Source organism: Sphaerimonospora thailandensis (genome assembly GCF_016863115.1).
GTDB lineage: Bacteria > Actinomycetota > Actinomycetes > Streptosporangiales > Streptosporangiaceae > Sphaerimonospora > Sphaerimonospora cavernae.
On sequence record NZ_BOOG01000011.1, the window covers coordinates 31258 to 46646 of the forward strand.

The 15389-nt window shown below is 68.4% G+C and carries 15 protein-coding genes and 1 other RNA gene; 8 read left to right on the plus strand and 8 right to left on the minus strand.

The genetic code is table 11. The features are described 5' to 3' along the window. Nucleotides 1-2 precede the first annotated feature (2 nt). On the minus strand, nucleotides 3-1181 hold the full coding sequence (locus Mth01_RS05410; protein WP_204012203.1) for a hypothetical protein: 1179 nt from the start codon (nucleotides 1179-1181) through the stop codon (nucleotides 3-5). Between the two features lie 118 nt (nucleotides 1182-1299). On the opposite strand from Mth01_RS05410, the gene prfB reads away from it, so the two are divergent. Continuing rightward, nucleotides 1300-2418: a peptide chain release factor 2 gene (prfB, locus tag Mth01_RS05415; protein WP_204012205.1), complete on the plus strand. Its 1119-nt coding sequence runs from the start codon at nucleotides 1300-1302 to the stop codon at nucleotides 2416-2418. A 62-nt stretch (nucleotides 2419-2480) separates the two neighbouring features. Here the strand turns inward: prfB and Mth01_RS05420 are convergent, their stop codons facing one another. After that, nucleotides 2481-2669 carry an RING finger protein gene (locus Mth01_RS05420; protein ID WP_204012207.1) on the minus strand — a complete coding sequence of 63 codons (189 nt, stop codon included), beginning with the start codon at nucleotides 2667-2669 and terminating at the stop codon, nucleotides 2481-2483. Nucleotides 2670-2848: 179 nt separating this feature from the next. Between Mth01_RS05420 and ftsE the strand changes: the two genes are divergently transcribed. From ftsE to ssrA, 5 genes are all read left to right on the plus strand, one after another. Then, complete coding sequence (gene ftsE, locus Mth01_RS05425) at nucleotides 2849-3538, plus strand: cell division ATP-binding protein FtsE (protein ID WP_204012210.1); 690 nt, start codon at nucleotides 2849-2851, stop codon at nucleotides 3536-3538. 14 nt (nucleotides 3539-3552) lie between these two features. Further along, nucleotides 3553-4452: a permease-like cell division protein FtsX gene (gene ftsX / locus Mth01_RS05430; RefSeq protein WP_204012212.1), complete on the plus strand. Its 900-nt coding sequence runs from the start codon at nucleotides 3553-3555 to the stop codon at nucleotides 4450-4452. Nucleotides 4453-4518: 66 nt separating this feature from the next. Next, complete coding sequence (gene smpB, locus Mth01_RS05435) at nucleotides 4519-5025, plus strand: SsrA-binding protein SmpB (RefSeq protein WP_204012217.1); 507 nt, start codon at nucleotides 4519-4521, stop codon at nucleotides 5023-5025. A gap of 3 nt (nucleotides 5026-5028) precedes the next feature. Next, entirely contained in the window at nucleotides 5029-6963 is a 1935-nt protein-coding gene (locus Mth01_RS05440; protein WP_239089382.1) for a penicillin-binding transpeptidase domain-containing protein, read from the plus strand. Nucleotides 6964-7340: 377 nt separating this feature from the next. After that, nucleotides 7341-7726: a transfer-messenger RNA gene (gene ssrA / locus Mth01_RS05445) on the plus strand. A 124-nt stretch (nucleotides 7727-7850) separates the two neighbouring features. Here the strand turns inward: ssrA and Mth01_RS05450 are convergent. Together Mth01_RS05450 and Mth01_RS05455 are read right to left on the minus strand one after the other, a co-directional pair. Continuing rightward, nucleotides 7851-8282 carry a HEPN domain-containing protein gene (locus Mth01_RS05450; protein ID WP_204012233.1) on the minus strand — a complete coding sequence of 144 codons (432 nt, stop codon included), beginning with the start codon at nucleotides 8280-8282 and terminating at the stop codon, nucleotides 7851-7853. A 35-nt stretch (nucleotides 8283-8317) separates the two neighbouring features. Beyond that, nucleotides 8318-8950, minus strand: a complete 633-nt coding sequence (locus Mth01_RS05455; RefSeq protein WP_204012236.1) for a hypothetical protein — start codon at nucleotides 8948-8950, stop codon at nucleotides 8318-8320. A 134-nt stretch (nucleotides 8951-9084) separates the two neighbouring features. On the opposite strand from Mth01_RS05455, the gene Mth01_RS05460 reads away from it, so the two are divergent. Beyond that, nucleotides 9085-9675 carry a UTRA domain-containing protein gene (locus Mth01_RS05460; protein ID WP_239089383.1) on the plus strand — a complete coding sequence of 197 codons (591 nt, stop codon included), beginning with the start codon at nucleotides 9085-9087 and terminating at the stop codon, nucleotides 9673-9675. A gap of 27 nt (nucleotides 9676-9702) precedes the next feature. Here the strand turns inward: Mth01_RS05460 and Mth01_RS05465 are convergent, their stop codons facing one another. From Mth01_RS05465 to Mth01_RS05480, 4 genes are all read right to left on the minus strand, one after another. Next, on the minus strand, nucleotides 9703-10113 hold the full coding sequence (locus Mth01_RS05465; RefSeq protein WP_204012239.1) for a type II toxin-antitoxin system VapC family toxin: 411 nt from the start codon (nucleotides 10111-10113) through the stop codon (nucleotides 9703-9705). Next, complete coding sequence (locus tag Mth01_RS05470; protein WP_204012242.1) at nucleotides 10110-10430, minus strand: type II toxin-antitoxin system Phd/YefM family antitoxin; 321 nt, start codon at nucleotides 10428-10430, stop codon at nucleotides 10110-10112. The genes Mth01_RS05465 and Mth01_RS05470 overlap by 4 nt, the downstream gene beginning before the upstream one ends. A 23-nt stretch (nucleotides 10431-10453) precedes the next feature. Then, nucleotides 10454-11500 (minus strand): adenosine deaminase, encoded by a 1047-nt coding sequence (locus Mth01_RS05475; RefSeq protein WP_239089384.1) that lies wholly within the window; start codon nucleotides 11498-11500, stop codon nucleotides 10454-10456. Between the two features lie 116 nt (nucleotides 11501-11616). After that, nucleotides 11617-12714, minus strand: a complete 1098-nt coding sequence (locus Mth01_RS05480; protein WP_204012244.1) for a S1C family serine protease — start codon at nucleotides 12712-12714, stop codon at nucleotides 11617-11619. A 213-nt stretch (nucleotides 12715-12927) separates the two neighbouring features. Here Mth01_RS05480 and Mth01_RS05485 point away from each other — a divergent pair, with 213 nt between their 5' ends. Beyond that, nucleotides 12928-15183 carry an acyl-CoA dehydrogenase gene (locus Mth01_RS05485; RefSeq protein WP_204012247.1) on the plus strand — a complete coding sequence of 752 codons (2256 nt, stop codon included), beginning with the start codon at nucleotides 12928-12930 and terminating at the stop codon, nucleotides 15181-15183. The last annotated feature ends 206 nt before the right edge of the window (nucleotides 15184-15389 follow it).

Below are 15389 nucleotides of genomic sequence, written 5' to 3' on the forward strand. Positions count from 1 at the left end.
CTTCAGTTGTTGGAGGCCTCGGTGACCGCGCCCTCGTAGCCGATGACGTGCACGGGCGCGGTCGAGGTCTTGGGCGGCACGGCGGTCACGTACTGCTGGGTCTCCTGGATGTGGCGCTTGGTGGAGATCTGCACGTCCTTGGCGGTCAGCAGCCACCGGGCGTCCCGGGGGATCGCCACCGGCCGGCCCTTGCCGCACTTGAGCCCGGGATCGGTCGACCAGGTGGAGGTGCGGACCAGGGTGTAGAAGACGAGCGCGCCGCCGTCCGCGGTCCGCATGGCGTAGATCGGGTAATTCGCCCCCACGGCGAAGATCGAGCTGTAGCTCATGCAGTCGCGGCCCTGGGCCTCCTTCCTGGTGGCCTCGATGTCTGCGGAGAAACCCGTCGTGTGCGGGCCCGGGGCGATCAGCGCGGAGGCGAAGCCCTTGGTCCCCTCCTCCGCGACGGTCGCGTGCAGGGGGCCCAGCAGGTTCGGGCTGACCGCCACGCTCTGGTCGCGCGGGTCCAGGGCCGCCGCATAGCCGTCCTCGTCGACGGCCACATCCGGCGGCTCCTCGCCTTTGTAGAGCAGGGACTCGGAGCTGTTCTGCCAGGGCGAGCCCGCGCCCGCCCGGGCGAAGGTCAGCATGACCGTACGCGACTGCCCGGAGGCGTCCCGGCGCTCGGCCGTCGCGGCGAACCACTGAGGCGAGCTCCCAGGCCGCTGCCGCGGCACGAACACCTCACGGTGGCTCCAGGTGTACGGAGCCGCCTCGCCGGTACGGGACCCCTTGGCGGAGTGGGTGTGGAGCTGGGCGACGGTGATCGGGCGTCGGCCGTCCCGGGTCAGGACGAGCGTCCAACGGTCGGCCTGGGCCGCCCGCACGACCTCGTCGGTCGCCAGGAACGTGTCGAGCGCCTCGCGGGCCTCGTCGAGTGTCACGGCGGGCGGCTGGGTGCTCTCCGGCTGGGCTCCCTGTGGCTGGGCTCCCTGCGGCCGTGTTCCGTGGGGCTGGGGGCTGGGAGAGGTGCCGGGCGCCGCCGGGATGCTGGAGGCGGCGGCCGCCTGGGTGGCCGATGCCGCCGGCTCCGCGGGCCCGGGGCCGGAGCAGCCCGCCACGCCGAGAAGAGCGAGCGCGAGAACCGGCACGGCGACGCGGGTGACGGCATGGGTGCGCGCGTTCCGAACGGCCCCGTTCACGCCACCCCCCATATCCGCTCCACATGCTATGGCTTGGCGACAAATCATGCCGTGTTCCCGCCACGGGGACCGGGCGTGGGACCCGAGCGGGTCCGCCGTTCGCGTACCCTTTACAAACGTGGCAGTCATCGATCCAGCCGAAGAGATCAACGAGCTTACCGGCACGCTGAAGGGCATTCAGGACGTGCTCGACATCGACGCGATGCGCAAGCAGATCGCCGAGTTGGAGGAGCAGGCTGCCGCGCCCGACCTGTGGAACGACCCCGAGCAGGCCCAGCGTGTCACAAGCAGGCTGTCGCACCTGCAGGGCGAGGTCAACCGGGTGTCGGTTCTGGTCGGCCGCCTGGAGGACCTGCCGGTCCTGTTCGAGCTGGCCGCCGAGGAGGACGACGAGGACGCGCTGGCCGAGGCGGGCCGGGAGCTGACCTCGCTCAGGTCCGACATCGGGGCGCTGGAGGTGCGCACGCTGCTTTCCGGGGAGTACGACTCCCGTGAGGCGCTGATCACCATCAACTCGCAGGCCGGTGGGGTCGACGCCGCCGACTGGGCGCAGATGCTGCTCCGGATGTACCTGCGGTGGGCGGAGCGCAAGGGCTACTCCACCGAGGTCTACGAGACGTCCTACGCGGAGGAGGCGGGCATCAAATCCGCCACCTTCACGGTGAAGGCCCCCTACGCGTACGGCACGCTGAGGGGCGAGCACGGCACGCACCGACTGGTTCGGATCAGCCCCTTCGACAACCAGGGCCGCCGCCAGACGTCGTTCGCGGGCGTGGACGTGGTGCCGGTCGTCGAGCAGACCGACCACATCGACATCAACGAGGACGAGCTGCGCGTCGACGTCTACCGGTCGTCGGGACCGGGCGGCCAGGGCGTGAACACCACGGACTCGGCCGTACGGATCACGCACATCCCGACCGGCATCGTGGTCTCCTGCCAGAACGAGCGCTCCCAGCTCCAGAACCGGGCGACCGCGATGGCGGTGCTCCAGGCCAAGCTGCTGGAGCGCAAGCGCCAGGAGGAGGCCGCCGCGATGAACGAGCTGCGCGGCGAGTCCACGACCTCCTGGGGCACGCAGATCCGCAACTACGTTCTGCACCCGTACCAGATCGTCAAGGACCTGCGCACGAGCGTCGAGGCGGGCAACCCGAGCGCCGTGCTCGACGGCGAGCTCGACGAGTTCATCGAGGGCGAGATCCGCTGGATGCGCCGTCAGGAGACCGACGGCGCCCAGTAGGCGGCCCCGCCCGGTCGATCCCCGCGCCGGCGTCGGTCACGGCGCCGGCGTGATCGGTGAACCTAGTATCCGCCGACGTGCTTGAACGCCAGCAGAGCCATCGCCAGCAGCACCAGCAGCGTGATGATGATCGGCGAGAGATTTCCCAAACCGTGATGGTGGACTTTGGCGCGGCCCTCCCGGCACACGGGGCAACGGCCCTCCACCACGGGGCCGGCGCACGCCGCGCAGATCAGATGTTCGCAGCTCATAGCAGTTTTACCGCCCCACTACCCAAGGCCCATTTGTTTTGTTTCCGTTACGGACGTTCCATGCCAGTGTTACCCCTAGACTGGCCTCTGGCCAACCCGAACGTCGATCATCGTTAAAGTGACCGGCGACCCGGGAACTGGATGTCCCACCCCCTAGACTGGCTTGCCGTGATGCGCCCGTGATCCATTTCGATAATGTCACCAAGGTCTACGCGAACCAAAACCGGCCCGCCCTCGACCACGTGAGCGTGGACGTCGACAAGGGCGAGTTCGTGTTCCTGGTCGGCCCCTCAGGGTCGGGGAAGTCCACCTTCCTCCGGCTTGTCCTGAAGGAGGAGCGGCCCAACTCCGGCACGATCCACGTGGCCGGCAAGGACCTCTCGCGGCTGTCCAACTTCAAGGTGCCCCATTTGCGGCGCCGTATCGGCTGTGTCTTCCAGGACTTCCGGCTCCTGCCGAAGAAGAACGTCTACGAGAACGTGGCGTTCGCGCTGGAGGTCATCGGAAAGCCGCGCCGGTTCATCCGCAAGGTGGTGCCCGAGGTGATCGAGCTGGTGGGGCTTGAGGGCAAGGCCCACCGCATGCCGGAGGAGCTGTCCGGCGGCGAGCAGCAGCGGGTCGCGATGGCCCGCGCCTTCGTCAACCGGCCGATGATCCTCCTGGCCGACGAGCCCACCGGAAACATCGACCCCGCGACCAGCATCGGCATCATGAAGGTGCTCGACCGCATCAACAGGACCGGCACCACCGTGCTCATGGCGACGCACGACGCCGCCATCGTCGACTCCATGCGCAAGCGCGTGGTGGAGCTGGAGGACGGCAAGATCGTTCGCGACCAGTCACGCGGCGTGTACGGCCAGGCGTATTAGGAGTAACTGGGACCATGCGGGCCAACTTCATCTTCTCCGAGGTCTGGATCGGCCTTCGCCGCAACCTCACGATGACCATCGCGGTCGTCGTGACCGTTGCCGTCGGCATGGCGCTGCTCGGCATCGGGCTGATGATCAACTCTCAGGTCTCGAAGATGACCAACTACTGGACCGACAAGGTCGAGCTGTCGGTCTTCCTCTGTCAGAAGGACAGCGCCTTCGAGTCGTGCAAGGGCAAACCCCCGCTGACCACGGCGCAGAAGACGCAGTTGCAGCAGACGATCGAGGGCCTGCCGGAGGTGGCCAAGGTCGAGTACGAGGACCAGAAGGCGGCGTACGAGAAGTTCCGCCGGCAGCCGAACAACAAGGTGTTCCTGACGGTGATCCAGGCCGGCGACCTGCCCGACTCGTTCCGGGTCAAGCTCAAGGACCCCGACAAGTCCCAGGCCGTCGCGAACAGCCTGTCCGGTCAGACCGGGATCGCCAACATCGTCAACCAGCGAGAGATCCTCGACACGCAGTTCGGCTTCCTCGGGAAGCTGCAGTGGATGGCGCTCGGCGTGGCCATCATCATGGTGATCGCGGCCACCCTGCTCATCGCCAACACCGTACGGCTGTCCGCCTACAACCGCCGCCGGGAGACCGGCATCATGCGGCTGGTCGGCGCCTCCAACCTCTACATCCAACTCCCGTTCGTCATGGAGGGCGTGATCGCCGGCCTGATCGGCGGCGTGTGCGCGGCCGTTCTGCTGATCATCACCAAGATCCTCATCTTCGACGGGATCCAGGCGTACATGGCCGTCCCACTCGGCTGGGACACGCTCGCCGGTGTGATCACGTTCACGATGGTGGTCGGCGTGGTGATCTGTATCCTCGCCTCCTTCGTCACCCTGCGCCGCTACCTCCGGGTGTGACCGGACGGACAGGCACCCCACCGCGCGCGGCGACTTCGCTCGCCGCGCCGACGGTAGGCTCCCTGTATGCCACGTGAGACCGGGCGCAAGCTGATCGCCCAGAACAAGCGTGCCAGGCACGACTACTTCATCGAGGACACCTATGAGGCCGGTCTCGTGCTGACCGGCACAGAGGTCAAGTCGCTGCGCGCGGGCAAGGCCAACCTCACCGACGGCTACGCCTCGATGCAGGACGGCGAGGCCTGGTTGATCAACGTGTACATCCCCGAGTACAGCCAGGGCACCTGGACCAATCACGCGGCGCGGCGCACCCGAAAGCTGCTGCTGCACCGCAAGGAGATCGGCAAGCTGCAGGCGACCCTGCGGGAGCGCGGCCTGACCCTGATCCCGCTGTCGCTGTACTTCAAGGACGGCCGAGCCAAGATCGAGATCGGCGTGGGCCGAGGCAAGAAGGACTACGACAAGCGCCAGACCCTGCTGGAGAAGCAGGCCAACCGGGAGATGGCCCGGGCCATGTCCAACGCGACGGCCAAGGCGGCGGTCAAGGCGGTCCGCCGCCGGGGAGGCCGTTAGGTCGTGTCCCGTCCCGTGTCCGCGACCACCGCCCGCGCGAGAGCCGTACGCGCCACGCTGGCACTGGGGCTGGCGATGCCCCTGCTGACGGCGTGCTTCGAGGAACCGTCCCCGCACGAGGCCGTGCGGGACTTCCTCGTCGGCTGGGAGACCGGGGAGTACGGCGAGGCCGCAAAGCGTGCCGACGGCGACCCGGCGACCGTGCGGAAGGCGCTGGAGAACGCCCGGCTGCAACTCGACGCCGCGTCGATCCGATTTCTGGTGAAGGGGATCAGCAGCGACGGCGACACCGCGCGGGCCGACTACCACGCCGAGGTGGATCTGGGGGAGAACAACCCCCTCTGGGAGTACGACGGCGCGCTGCCGCTGCACATGGTCGATGGACAGTGGAAGGTCCGGTGGTCACCGAGCGTGATCCATCCCGACCTGCACGACGGGCAGCGCCTGGCCGTGGCGACCAGGCCCGAGGGCCGTCAGCCGATCCTCGACCGGAACGGCAATCCGCTCCAGGAACAGACCATCCTCTACGTGGCCGGGGTCTACCCGGCGAAGATCAAGGACCCCGATCGGCTGTGCGACGAGCTGTCGCGGGTCACCGGATTCGCCCAGGACCGCCTGCTCAGCCGGATCCTCTCGTCGCCGCCGCAGGACTTCGTCCCGCTCGCGACGTTCGGACGCACCAAGTTCGCGCAGATCAAGGACAAGCTGACGGCGATCACCGGCATCAGCATCGTCCCGGACGACCCGCCGGTGGCGCCGAAGTCGCCCGTGCAGATCGTGGGCCGGGTCAGCGCGATCACCCCCGAGGCCGAGCAGCAGCTCGGCGGTCCGCAGCGGGCGGGCGACTCGGTCGGCCGCGACGGCCTGCAGCGGGCCTACCAGGATCAGCTGACCGGCTCGACCGAGACCAGCGTCGTCATCCTCGACAGCCGCACGGGCAAGCAGGTCAAGGAGCTCAAGGCCTGGCGACCGGTACGCAAGGCCATGCCGGTCCAGACGACCATCGACAGCGCCGCCCAGAGCGCGGGCGACGCCGCGGTGGCCGCCGCCCGCTCGTCGGCGCTCGTGGCCGTCAAGGGCTCCACCGGTGAGATCCTCGCGGTGTCCACGAACGGTCTCCACCAGGAGAAGGACGCCCTGGCCGGCAAGTTTCCGGCCGGCACGACTTTTTCGATCATCGCGGCGGCCGGCCTGCTCAAGGGAGGCCTCGATCCCATGCAGCGGGTGCCGTGCAGCGCCGACCGCACGGTGGGCGGCGCACGGTTCCTGCAGCCGGGGATCATCGGGCTCGTCTCGCCGACCTTCCGTACGGACTTCGCCGACGGCTGCGTGACGGCCCTCGCCTCCCTCGCCCGACGGATCGACGGGCGCTCGTTGAGCGCCACCGCGTCCAACTTCGGGATCGGCGGGGACTGGGGGCTGCCGCTCAGGACGTTCAGCGGGTCGGTCCCGAACGCGAACAGCGACGCCGCCGTCGCCAGGGTCATCACCGGGCAGACCGCGCAGGTGAGCCCGCTGACGATGGCCCTCGTGGCCGCGGCGGTCGACTCCGGGACGTGGCGGCCGCCGGTGCTCGTCACCTCGCCCACCTCGCCGGACGCGGCCCCTCGACCCTCGTCCGGCGCCCTGCCCGACAGCCCGCAGCAGGGCCGGCCGCAGCCCATCCCGCTCGACGCCACCACCATCGTCAAGCTGCGTGCGCTCATGCGCGCCGGGGTCACCTCCGGCGCGGCCCGCGCGGCCGACGCCCCCGGCGGCGACGTCTACGGCGTGGCCGCCCAGACCACCCAGGTGGAGAAGAAACAGCGGGTGAACCTGTCATGGTTCGTGGGCTGGCAGGGCGACGTGGCGGTGGCCGTACTCGCCGAGAACGCCGACGCCGCAGCGGCTTCCGCGATCGCCGGGGCGTTCTTCAGGGGCCTGCCGGACGACCGCTGAAAAATTCTCGGCCGGCGAGCAACCATCGGGGGCCTCCTCGGCGTCTTTCTAGGTGACTGGGCACCGCTTGGGGGGTTGCGGGCTCAGTCGCCGTGATGAGACCAGGGCTCCATCTCGGGGGGAGCCCTGCCGTCCGGACCGGCTCGACCCTGCCGGTCGGCCCCCGGGACGTGTGCGTCACGCCACGTTCCGGGGGCTTCGCCGTACGGTCAACATTTGACCTCTCCGGGCGGGAATCCGGCTCGCGCCCCGGGCGTTGTCATAGCTAGACTGAGGACGCCCGGATCCGGCAGGTGACCGGCCCGCCAAGGGATCGGCCGCCGGGGAGACGGGTTTGACAACTCAAGAGGCGACGATTTTCACAGTTGCCCTTTCCAGGGGGTGACCGGTTTCGACTTCGGCATTGCAAGTCAGGGGAAGCGGGTCGGGGACTGCGGACATAACCCCGTCAACACTGTGACCGCGAAAAAATAAGTGCCAATAACACGCGCACTGAGGCTAGCCAGGGTTCCCTGGCTCTCGCTGCCTAACCAGCGAGTGACCTCTGTCAGCCCGGGACCGCCTCCGGCCCGGATCTGACATCGCTAGGAGGCTCAACCGCTCGACCCGGTCACGGGGTCGTTCGGGAAACCAAACAGTGACTGGGCCCGTCGGCGACTCGCCTGTGAGATCACCGGGGCCGAGAAAATCGCAACAGGCTGCACCCGGAGAAGCCCTGTCTTGGTGTTGAAGGACGCGGGTTCGATTCCCGCCACCTCCACGTCGCACGCCCCCGCCCCATCCGGGCGGGGGCTTTTTCGTCTGCCCACGCCGCTGCTGTCAAACAGCCAGGATATCCTGGCGGTTTGACATATTCGCATCTCTCGCCCCAGTCGGAGGAGGAGATCTCACGGAATGAACGGCGAGAGATGAGACAGTACCTTGCCGGTCGCGTCCACGACGGCGGCCGCCGCCGGAAGGTCATCGCGGACGCTCTCCTCGTCGATCCAGGTTGTCGGCGTCGGATACTCGCTTTCGTGTCGCGTCGTACGGATGCGATCGATCGGCCGGAGGATCGCCCCCAGGGAGGCGCCGAACTGGGCACGGGCTGCGTGCTGAACGGCCAAATGACCACCTGTCGTTGTCGCCCGCAGCCCTTGGACCTGCAGGAGCGCCGCCAAAGCTTTGCGAACGGCGTCATGTAGCGCCGCATAGGCAAGATATGGATCCGTGTCGGCGAGTGTCTCGGCACTGACGAGGTGCTGCCGCGCGGTCGCGAGCATTCGTTCGGCGAGTTCGGCATCCGCGACCACCTGAGTGAGTTCGCGCCGCTGGAGCATGCCGAGGATTTCCTCCCGTCCCCGTGCCCAACTGGTCATGCCGCATTCCCATGGGGAAGCGGCACTGCGACGACTGGGCGGCTGTGAAGTTCGCGGATGAATCCGTCCTTGTTGGCCTCCCAGCGGGAACGCGTGACGACCACAGCGTTGACTTCGCGTCCCAGCCGGGATTTCGCGCGTGCGGCGGCGTCGTAGAGGTCGTCGCGATCGGGTCGGCCGATGATGAGAAGATCGATGTCAACCGGCGTGGGGCCGGACTCGCCATGTATCCGTGCTGCCCAGGAGCCGAAAATGGCGGCTTCCTCGATCCCCTCGACATCCGCCAGTTCTTCCGACAGAACTTGGGCCGGGCCCAGAATGATCGTGACAAGATCGCGCAGTGGCCCATAGAAGGGGGCCGCATGGTTGGCTCGCACCAGTTTGGTGCGCCCCACATGACGGCTGGCGAGAATGCCCGCTCTTTCGAGCCGGGAGACCTCACGGGCCATTGTGCCGCTGTCGGTGCCGGTCGCCGCAGCGAGTGCGGTGATGGAGTGCTCTTTGTCGCCCACGTATGTGTGTGTCAGCACGGCACACGTGATCCGCGAGCGGAAGATCGGAAAGATGGGAGGTGGTGGCTGCTGCATGCCTGGATCCTTCAACAGGGGCATGCGTGACAAGATGATCACGCTCCGTATATTACTGTCAAACAACCAGGATATCCTGGCCGTTTGACAGATTACCTCGGCCATCGTGGATGCTCCATGCCGTGGCCCGGGTCGCCGGCCGAACTGGAGGCCGTCGCAGGGGCTAGAGTCGCGGCGTGGTGAAGCGTGATGAGTGGTCGTCTCGGGCGGTCGAGCGGGACAGGCCTGTGATCGTGCGGCGGGCGCTGCCGACCGAGCCGGCCGTGCGGGGATCGGCGTCGTTGTTCATGACCGAGGCCGAGCGGCAGGGCGTCCGCGCCGACCGGCGGATGCTGCACGTGGGCCCGGAACCCGCCGGGCCGTACGTCGCGGAGGCGCTGCGGATCGAGCCCGGTACGGACGTCCTGGCACGGCGTAAGTTGCTCCTCGCGAACGACGTTCCAGTGCGGATCGCCACGAGCTACCTGCGGCTCGACCTGTTCGGCGGCACACCGCTGGCCGAGCCGGACTTCGTCAAGCCGAGCCTGCAGGCGGGCATCGAGGCGCTGGGCCACCGCTTCGGGTGGGCGGAAGAGCGACTGATCGCCCGGCCGCCCGTCGGGTCGGAGCCCGACACCCTGGAACTCGAAGACGGCGAATGGGTCGTGGAGATCCTACGGATGAGTCGTTCGATCGAGGACGTTCCGATCCACGCCCTGGAGACCATCTGCGCCGCATCCCGGCACATCTTTCCCATCGCCCAGGTGACCGGTGCCGATGAGTTCTGAATCTGGGAAGCCAAAGCAATTCTGATCTCAACGAGGACGGGTTACCGGGATCACGGTGAGGAGGTGATCCAGCCCTTTGAAGTCCTTCGGGTTGCAGGTGTAAAGGGGTAGCCGATTAGCGATAGCCACACAGGCGATCATCAGGTCGGCAGTCCTGGGACGGGGTTTGCGGCCCGACGCGATGACAGCAGTCCAAAGCTGGCCGTACTCACGGGCCGCGGTTTGGTCGAAGGGGAGAGGGTCGAACTCGGCCTCGGCAGCCTGCAGGATCTTCATGCGCTGGGCGAGTTCCCGGGGGTCGGTCGCAGTCAGAACGCCGACCGACAGTTCTGCCGTGGTGATCGAACTGATCATCATCTCGTCGGGTAGTTCGTCATGGTCGATGTCTGCACGCAGGATCAGGATGTTGGTATCGAGTAGCCCCGGGGAATGATTCACTGCTCGTCCTCGGTGAACTCGCCCTTGCCGTAGGTCCGGTCGTAGGGGTCGTAAAGCTCATCGTTGACGTAGCGATCCATCTCGGCCCGGTACCGTCGGTCATCCAGGCGGGGCATGCCCCGGGAAACGGCGGCGAACTCGGCTCGGGAGACGGCTCGCCGCCGACGGCGAATCGGAACCAGGTCGCCGATGTGATGTCCGTTGCGGGTGACGGCGTATCGCTCCCCACGCTCCAGGCCGTCCATGATCTCTGCGGAACGGTTGCGTAGATCACGCTGGGAGATCTGGTGGGTGAGGTCAGGCTCAGGACTTGTCATACACCAACTGTACCCGCGAGGTGCTACACCGTGCCATCAAGTAGAACGGCTGGGGTGTGCTCGGCGGCGTAGGCGTCGATTTCGGCGAGGAGGGCGCCTTTTCCCTCTGGGCTGAGGAAGGATGCGCGGACAGCCGACCGCGCCAGGTCCGCGACGCCGCCGGCGTCGAGGGAGAGCAGTTCGGCGGCTACCGAGTACTCCTGGTCGAGCGTGGTCCCGAACATCGGCGGATCGTCCGTGTTGATCGTGACGGGCACCCCGGCCTTGACCAGTTCGGGTAGTGGGTGATCGGCCAGGCTCGGGACCGCCCCGGTGCTGATGTTGGACGTGGGGCAAACCTCGAGCGTGATCTCGTTGGCGGCCAGGTATTCGAGCAGGGTGGGGTCCTCAACGCTTCGGATGCCGTGGGCGATCCGCTCGGCGCCGAGATCCCGTACGGCCTCCCAGACCATCCGGGCGTCCGTGACCTCCCCGGCATGCGGAACCGAGTGCAGCCCGGCGGCACGGGCGGCGGCGAAATGCGGGGCGAACCGGCTGCGGGGCACCCCGGCCTCGGGACCGCCCAGCCCGAAGCTCACCAGCCCATCGGGACGCTGGTCGAGCGCCACCGCCAGGGTCTGGTCGGCGGCAGCGGGGCTCGGAATGTCGAAGCACCAGCGCAGCACGGTGCCGAAGTCAGCCTCGACCCGCCTCCGGGCGTCTTCGATGATCTCGCAGAACTCCTCGGGGGCGAAGCCCCTGGCGAGGTGGGGCTGGGGTGTGACCGTCAGTTCGGCGTACCGGATCCGCTGCTCGGCCATGTCGCGGCCGACACCGTGGATCAGCGACCACAGGTCGTCCGGCTTCCTGATCAGGTCCATGACGGCCTGGTAGACCTCGATGAAGTGGTCGAAGTCCCGGAAGTCGTAGAACGACCGCAGCAGGACGGGGTCGGCCGGCACGGATGTCGTCCCCTCGTGGCGGGCCGCGAGCTCGGCGACGATCCGGGGCGACGCGGCGCCGACGTGGTGGACGTGCAACTCGGCCTTCGGCAGTCCGGCGATGAACCGCGTGAGTTCGGGGGAGATCACGCCGTGACCGTAGCAAGCGGCCCCGACCGCCCACCAGTCGAAATCCGGTTATCTCACATCAACTTGTCAAGATCCGTGCACCTTGCGCGGAAGGGGATCATCTGAGGTGGAGGCGGCTACTGGGCGGTGGGGAGCTCGCCGAGGGCGACGTCGACCGTGGCGGTGCCGCCGTCGGGGTGGAGCAGCTTGACCGTCACCTTGTCGCCCGGCTTCATCGAGGCCAGCAGCTGGGACAGCGCGTTGGCCGTCGCAGTCGGCTTGTCGTTGATGCTCCGGATCACGTCGCCGGGCACGATGCCCGCCTTCTCGGCGCCGCTGCCCGGGGTGACCGAGCCGACGACGACGCCGATGGGGTTGCCCTGGGCGTCGACCGCCGTGCCCACACGGACTCCCAGCGCCGCACGGTGGCTGTTGACGACCCGGCCGTTCTTGATGATCTGGTTGGCCACGTCGGTGGCCGTGTCGCTGGGAATGGCGAAGCCGATGCCCGGCGCCGCGCCGAGTTGGGGGTCGACGGCCGCGAGCGTCGGGATGCCGATGACCTTTCCGGACAGGTCGACGAGGGCTCCGCCGCTGTTGCCCGGGTTGATCGGGGCAGAGGTCTGGATGGCGTTGGAGATGGTCGCTCCGGGCCTGCCCTCGTGGCTCTCGCCCGAGACGGTACGGCCCAGTGCCGACACGATGCCCTGCGTGACGCTGCCGGAGAAGCCGAGCGGGTTGCCCATCGCGAGCACGATCTGCCCGACGCGGAGGTCGGCCGACCGGCCGAAGGACGCCGGGGTCAGGCCCCGGGTGTCGTCAACCTTTATCACCGCCAGGTCGCCGGCGGGGAAGGTGTTGACGAGCTTCGCCTTCCGGGGCTTGCCACCGGTCGCGAGCGTGACGTCGAACTCCTGTGAATCTCCCACCACGTGGGCATTCGTCACGATATGCCCCTGAGTGTCATATATGATCCCGGAGCCCAGGGACCGGCCCGTGGTGATCTGGACGGTCGACGGGAGCACCTTCTTGATCACGCTCTCGTAGACCGACTCCAGGGCCGTCGGATTCGTCGGATTCGTCGGCTCGGGGGTCGAGGCGGGGGGAGCCGTCGCAGCCGGCGCGGGCTGCTGCGCCGCCGGACCGCCGGTCGCCACGCCGCCGCCCCCGCATGCGGTGAGCGTGGCCAGTGCCAGTGCCGCCGCCGTTCGGGTGACCTTCCGTGAGAGCTCCATAGCGGCTTGTCTACCCAAAACGGCGGAGGCTACCGGAGTGTCGGCGAGCGTTTGGCGGTCCCGATTCCGAAGCCGGACGTCTGTCATGAATCCGAGCCGGGGAGGCGACGACGGTAAGGGCGGTAGGCCCGCTTTGGTCGGATCTAATCTGATCTAGCCAACGAACATCGCTCTAGAATATGGTTCTACTAGGCTTCTGGAGCGGAGGATCACATGGCGATCGGGCTGAGCGAGGAGCACGCGGCGCTCCGCGCATCGGTGAGCGGGTGGGCTGAGCGCAACATCCCCATGGATGTGGTGAGGAGTGTCGTCGCCGGGTCGACGGCCTCCCGGACAGACCCCGGCTCGGACTCCGACACAGGCTCGGACGCAGACTCCGACCCCGGGACGCGACCCGCCTACTGGAGGGGGCTCGCCGATCAGGGCCTGCTCGGCCTGCACGTCCCCGAGGAGCACGGCGGCTCGGGATATGGCCTGCTGGAGACCGCGGTCGTGGTCGAGGCGCTGGCCGAACGCGTCGCGCCGGGGCCGTACGTCCCCACCGTGCTCGCGAGCGCGGCGATCCTCGCCTCGAACGGCAAGGCACAGGCGGAGCTGCTGCCGGGGCTGGCCGACGGCACGCTGACCGGCGCTCTCGCGCTGACCGGCTCGATCTCGGGTGTCCGCGAGGGAGGTGTGCTGACGATCAGCGGTGTCGCCGAGCCCGTTCTCGGCGGCGCCCTCGCCGACGTGCTGGTGCTGCCGGTGTCGACGGACCGCGGACGGGAGTGGGTGGCCGTCGACGCCGCCAACGCCTCGATCACGCGGGTCGAGCCGCTCGACCTGACCCGGGGCGTGGCCAGGGTCGAGGTGGCGGCGGTGGCCGTACCGGCGGAACGCGTGCTCGACGGCCTGACCGAAACCGAGGTCGGGAACCTCGCGGCGATCATCCTGGGGGCCGACGCGGCCGGCGTCGCGGCGTGGTGCGTGGCGGCGGCCGCCGACTACGCCAAGGTCCGCGTGCAGTTCGGCCGTCCCATCGGGCAGTTCCAGGGCATCAAGCACAAACTGTCGCGGATGCTCGTCGTGCTGGAGCAGGCCCGGGCCACGGTCTGGGACGCCACCAGGGCGATCGGCGACGAACGGGCCTACGCTGCCGCGATCGCCGGGGTGATGGCGCCGGACGCCGCCGTGCGGTGCGCGAAGGACGCGATCCAGACGTTCGGCGGCATCGGTTACACGTACGAGCACGACGCGCACCTGTACTACCGGCGTGCGCTCACGATCCGGGCGCTGCTCGGTCCGTCGGCCGAGTGGGCGGACAGGGTCGCCGCGCCGGCGCTGAACGGCGTCGGCCGCGAGATGGAGATCGAACTACCCGAGGACGCCGAGCCGATGCGGGCCGCGATCCGCGCCGAACTCGCCGAGATCGCCGTGCTGGAAGCCGCGGAGCAGAAGCGGGCGCTGGCGAAGGCCGGATTCGTCATGCCGCACCTGCCCCGACCGTGGGGTCGCGACGCGAGCCCGCTGGAGCAGGTGCTGATCCACCAGGAGGTCAGGGCCGCCAAGATCAAGCCGCCGCAGATGATCATCGGTGCGTGGGTGGTGCCGTCCCTCGTCTCGTACGGCACGCCGGAGCAACAGGAGCGATTCCTGCCGCCCACGCTCAGCGGCGAGATGATCTGGTGCCAGCTCTTCTCCGAGCCGGGCGCCGGGTCCGACCTCGCCTCGCTGCAGATGAAGGCCGAGAAGGTCGAGGGCGGCTGGAAGCTCAACGGCCAGAAGATCTGGACTTCGCTGGCGCACGTCGCCGAATGGGCGATCTGCATCGCCCGCAGCGACCCGGCCAAGCCCAAGCATGACGGCATCACCTATTTCCTCGTCGACATGAAGGCGCCGGGCGTGACCGTGCGTCCGCTCACCGAGATGACCGGGGAGAACCTGTTCAACGAGGTCTTCCTCGACGACGTGTTCGTGCCCGACGAACTGGTCGTCGGCGAGGTGAACGAGGGCTGGCGAGTCGCGCGCAACACGCTGTCCAACGAGCGGGTGTCGCTGTCGTCGGGCTCGGGGGGCACCGGCTCCTCGGTGCCCGACCTGCTCGCCCTGGCGGGCAGGCTCGGCCGGGAACTGACCCAGGTCGAGCGGCAGGAGGTCGCGCGCGTCGTCTGCGAGGGACACTCGATCAACGCGCTGTCGCTCCGGGTGACGCTGCGCCAGCTCGCCGGGTCCGAGCCGGGCGCCGACGCGTCGGTGCGCAAGCTGCTGTCCACCTCCCACGCTCAGCACGTGTCCGAGACGGCGGTGAGCCTGCTCGGCGCGGCGGCGGTCACCGCGGCGGACTGGAAGCTCGGCGACGCCGGCTACTGGAACCGCGCCGTCCTGGCCACCCGTGCCATGACGATCTACGGTGGCACGACCGAGGTGCAGCTCAACATCATCGGCGAGCGCATGCTCGGCCTGCCACGCGACCCCGAACCGGGCAGGTGACCCCGGGCAGGCGTACGCCGGGCCGTTGACGCGACCTTCGTGTGCGGGGAAACCGGCAACGGCTCGACAGGACGGCCCGGCTGGACGACGTGAACCCGATCACGTTGATCGGGACCGCGATCCCGTTGTTCTCGCCTATCCTCGGCATCATGGTGGTCGCCGGAATAGTCCCCTTCCTGCGCGTTCCGCAGGCCCGTCGTCACTGA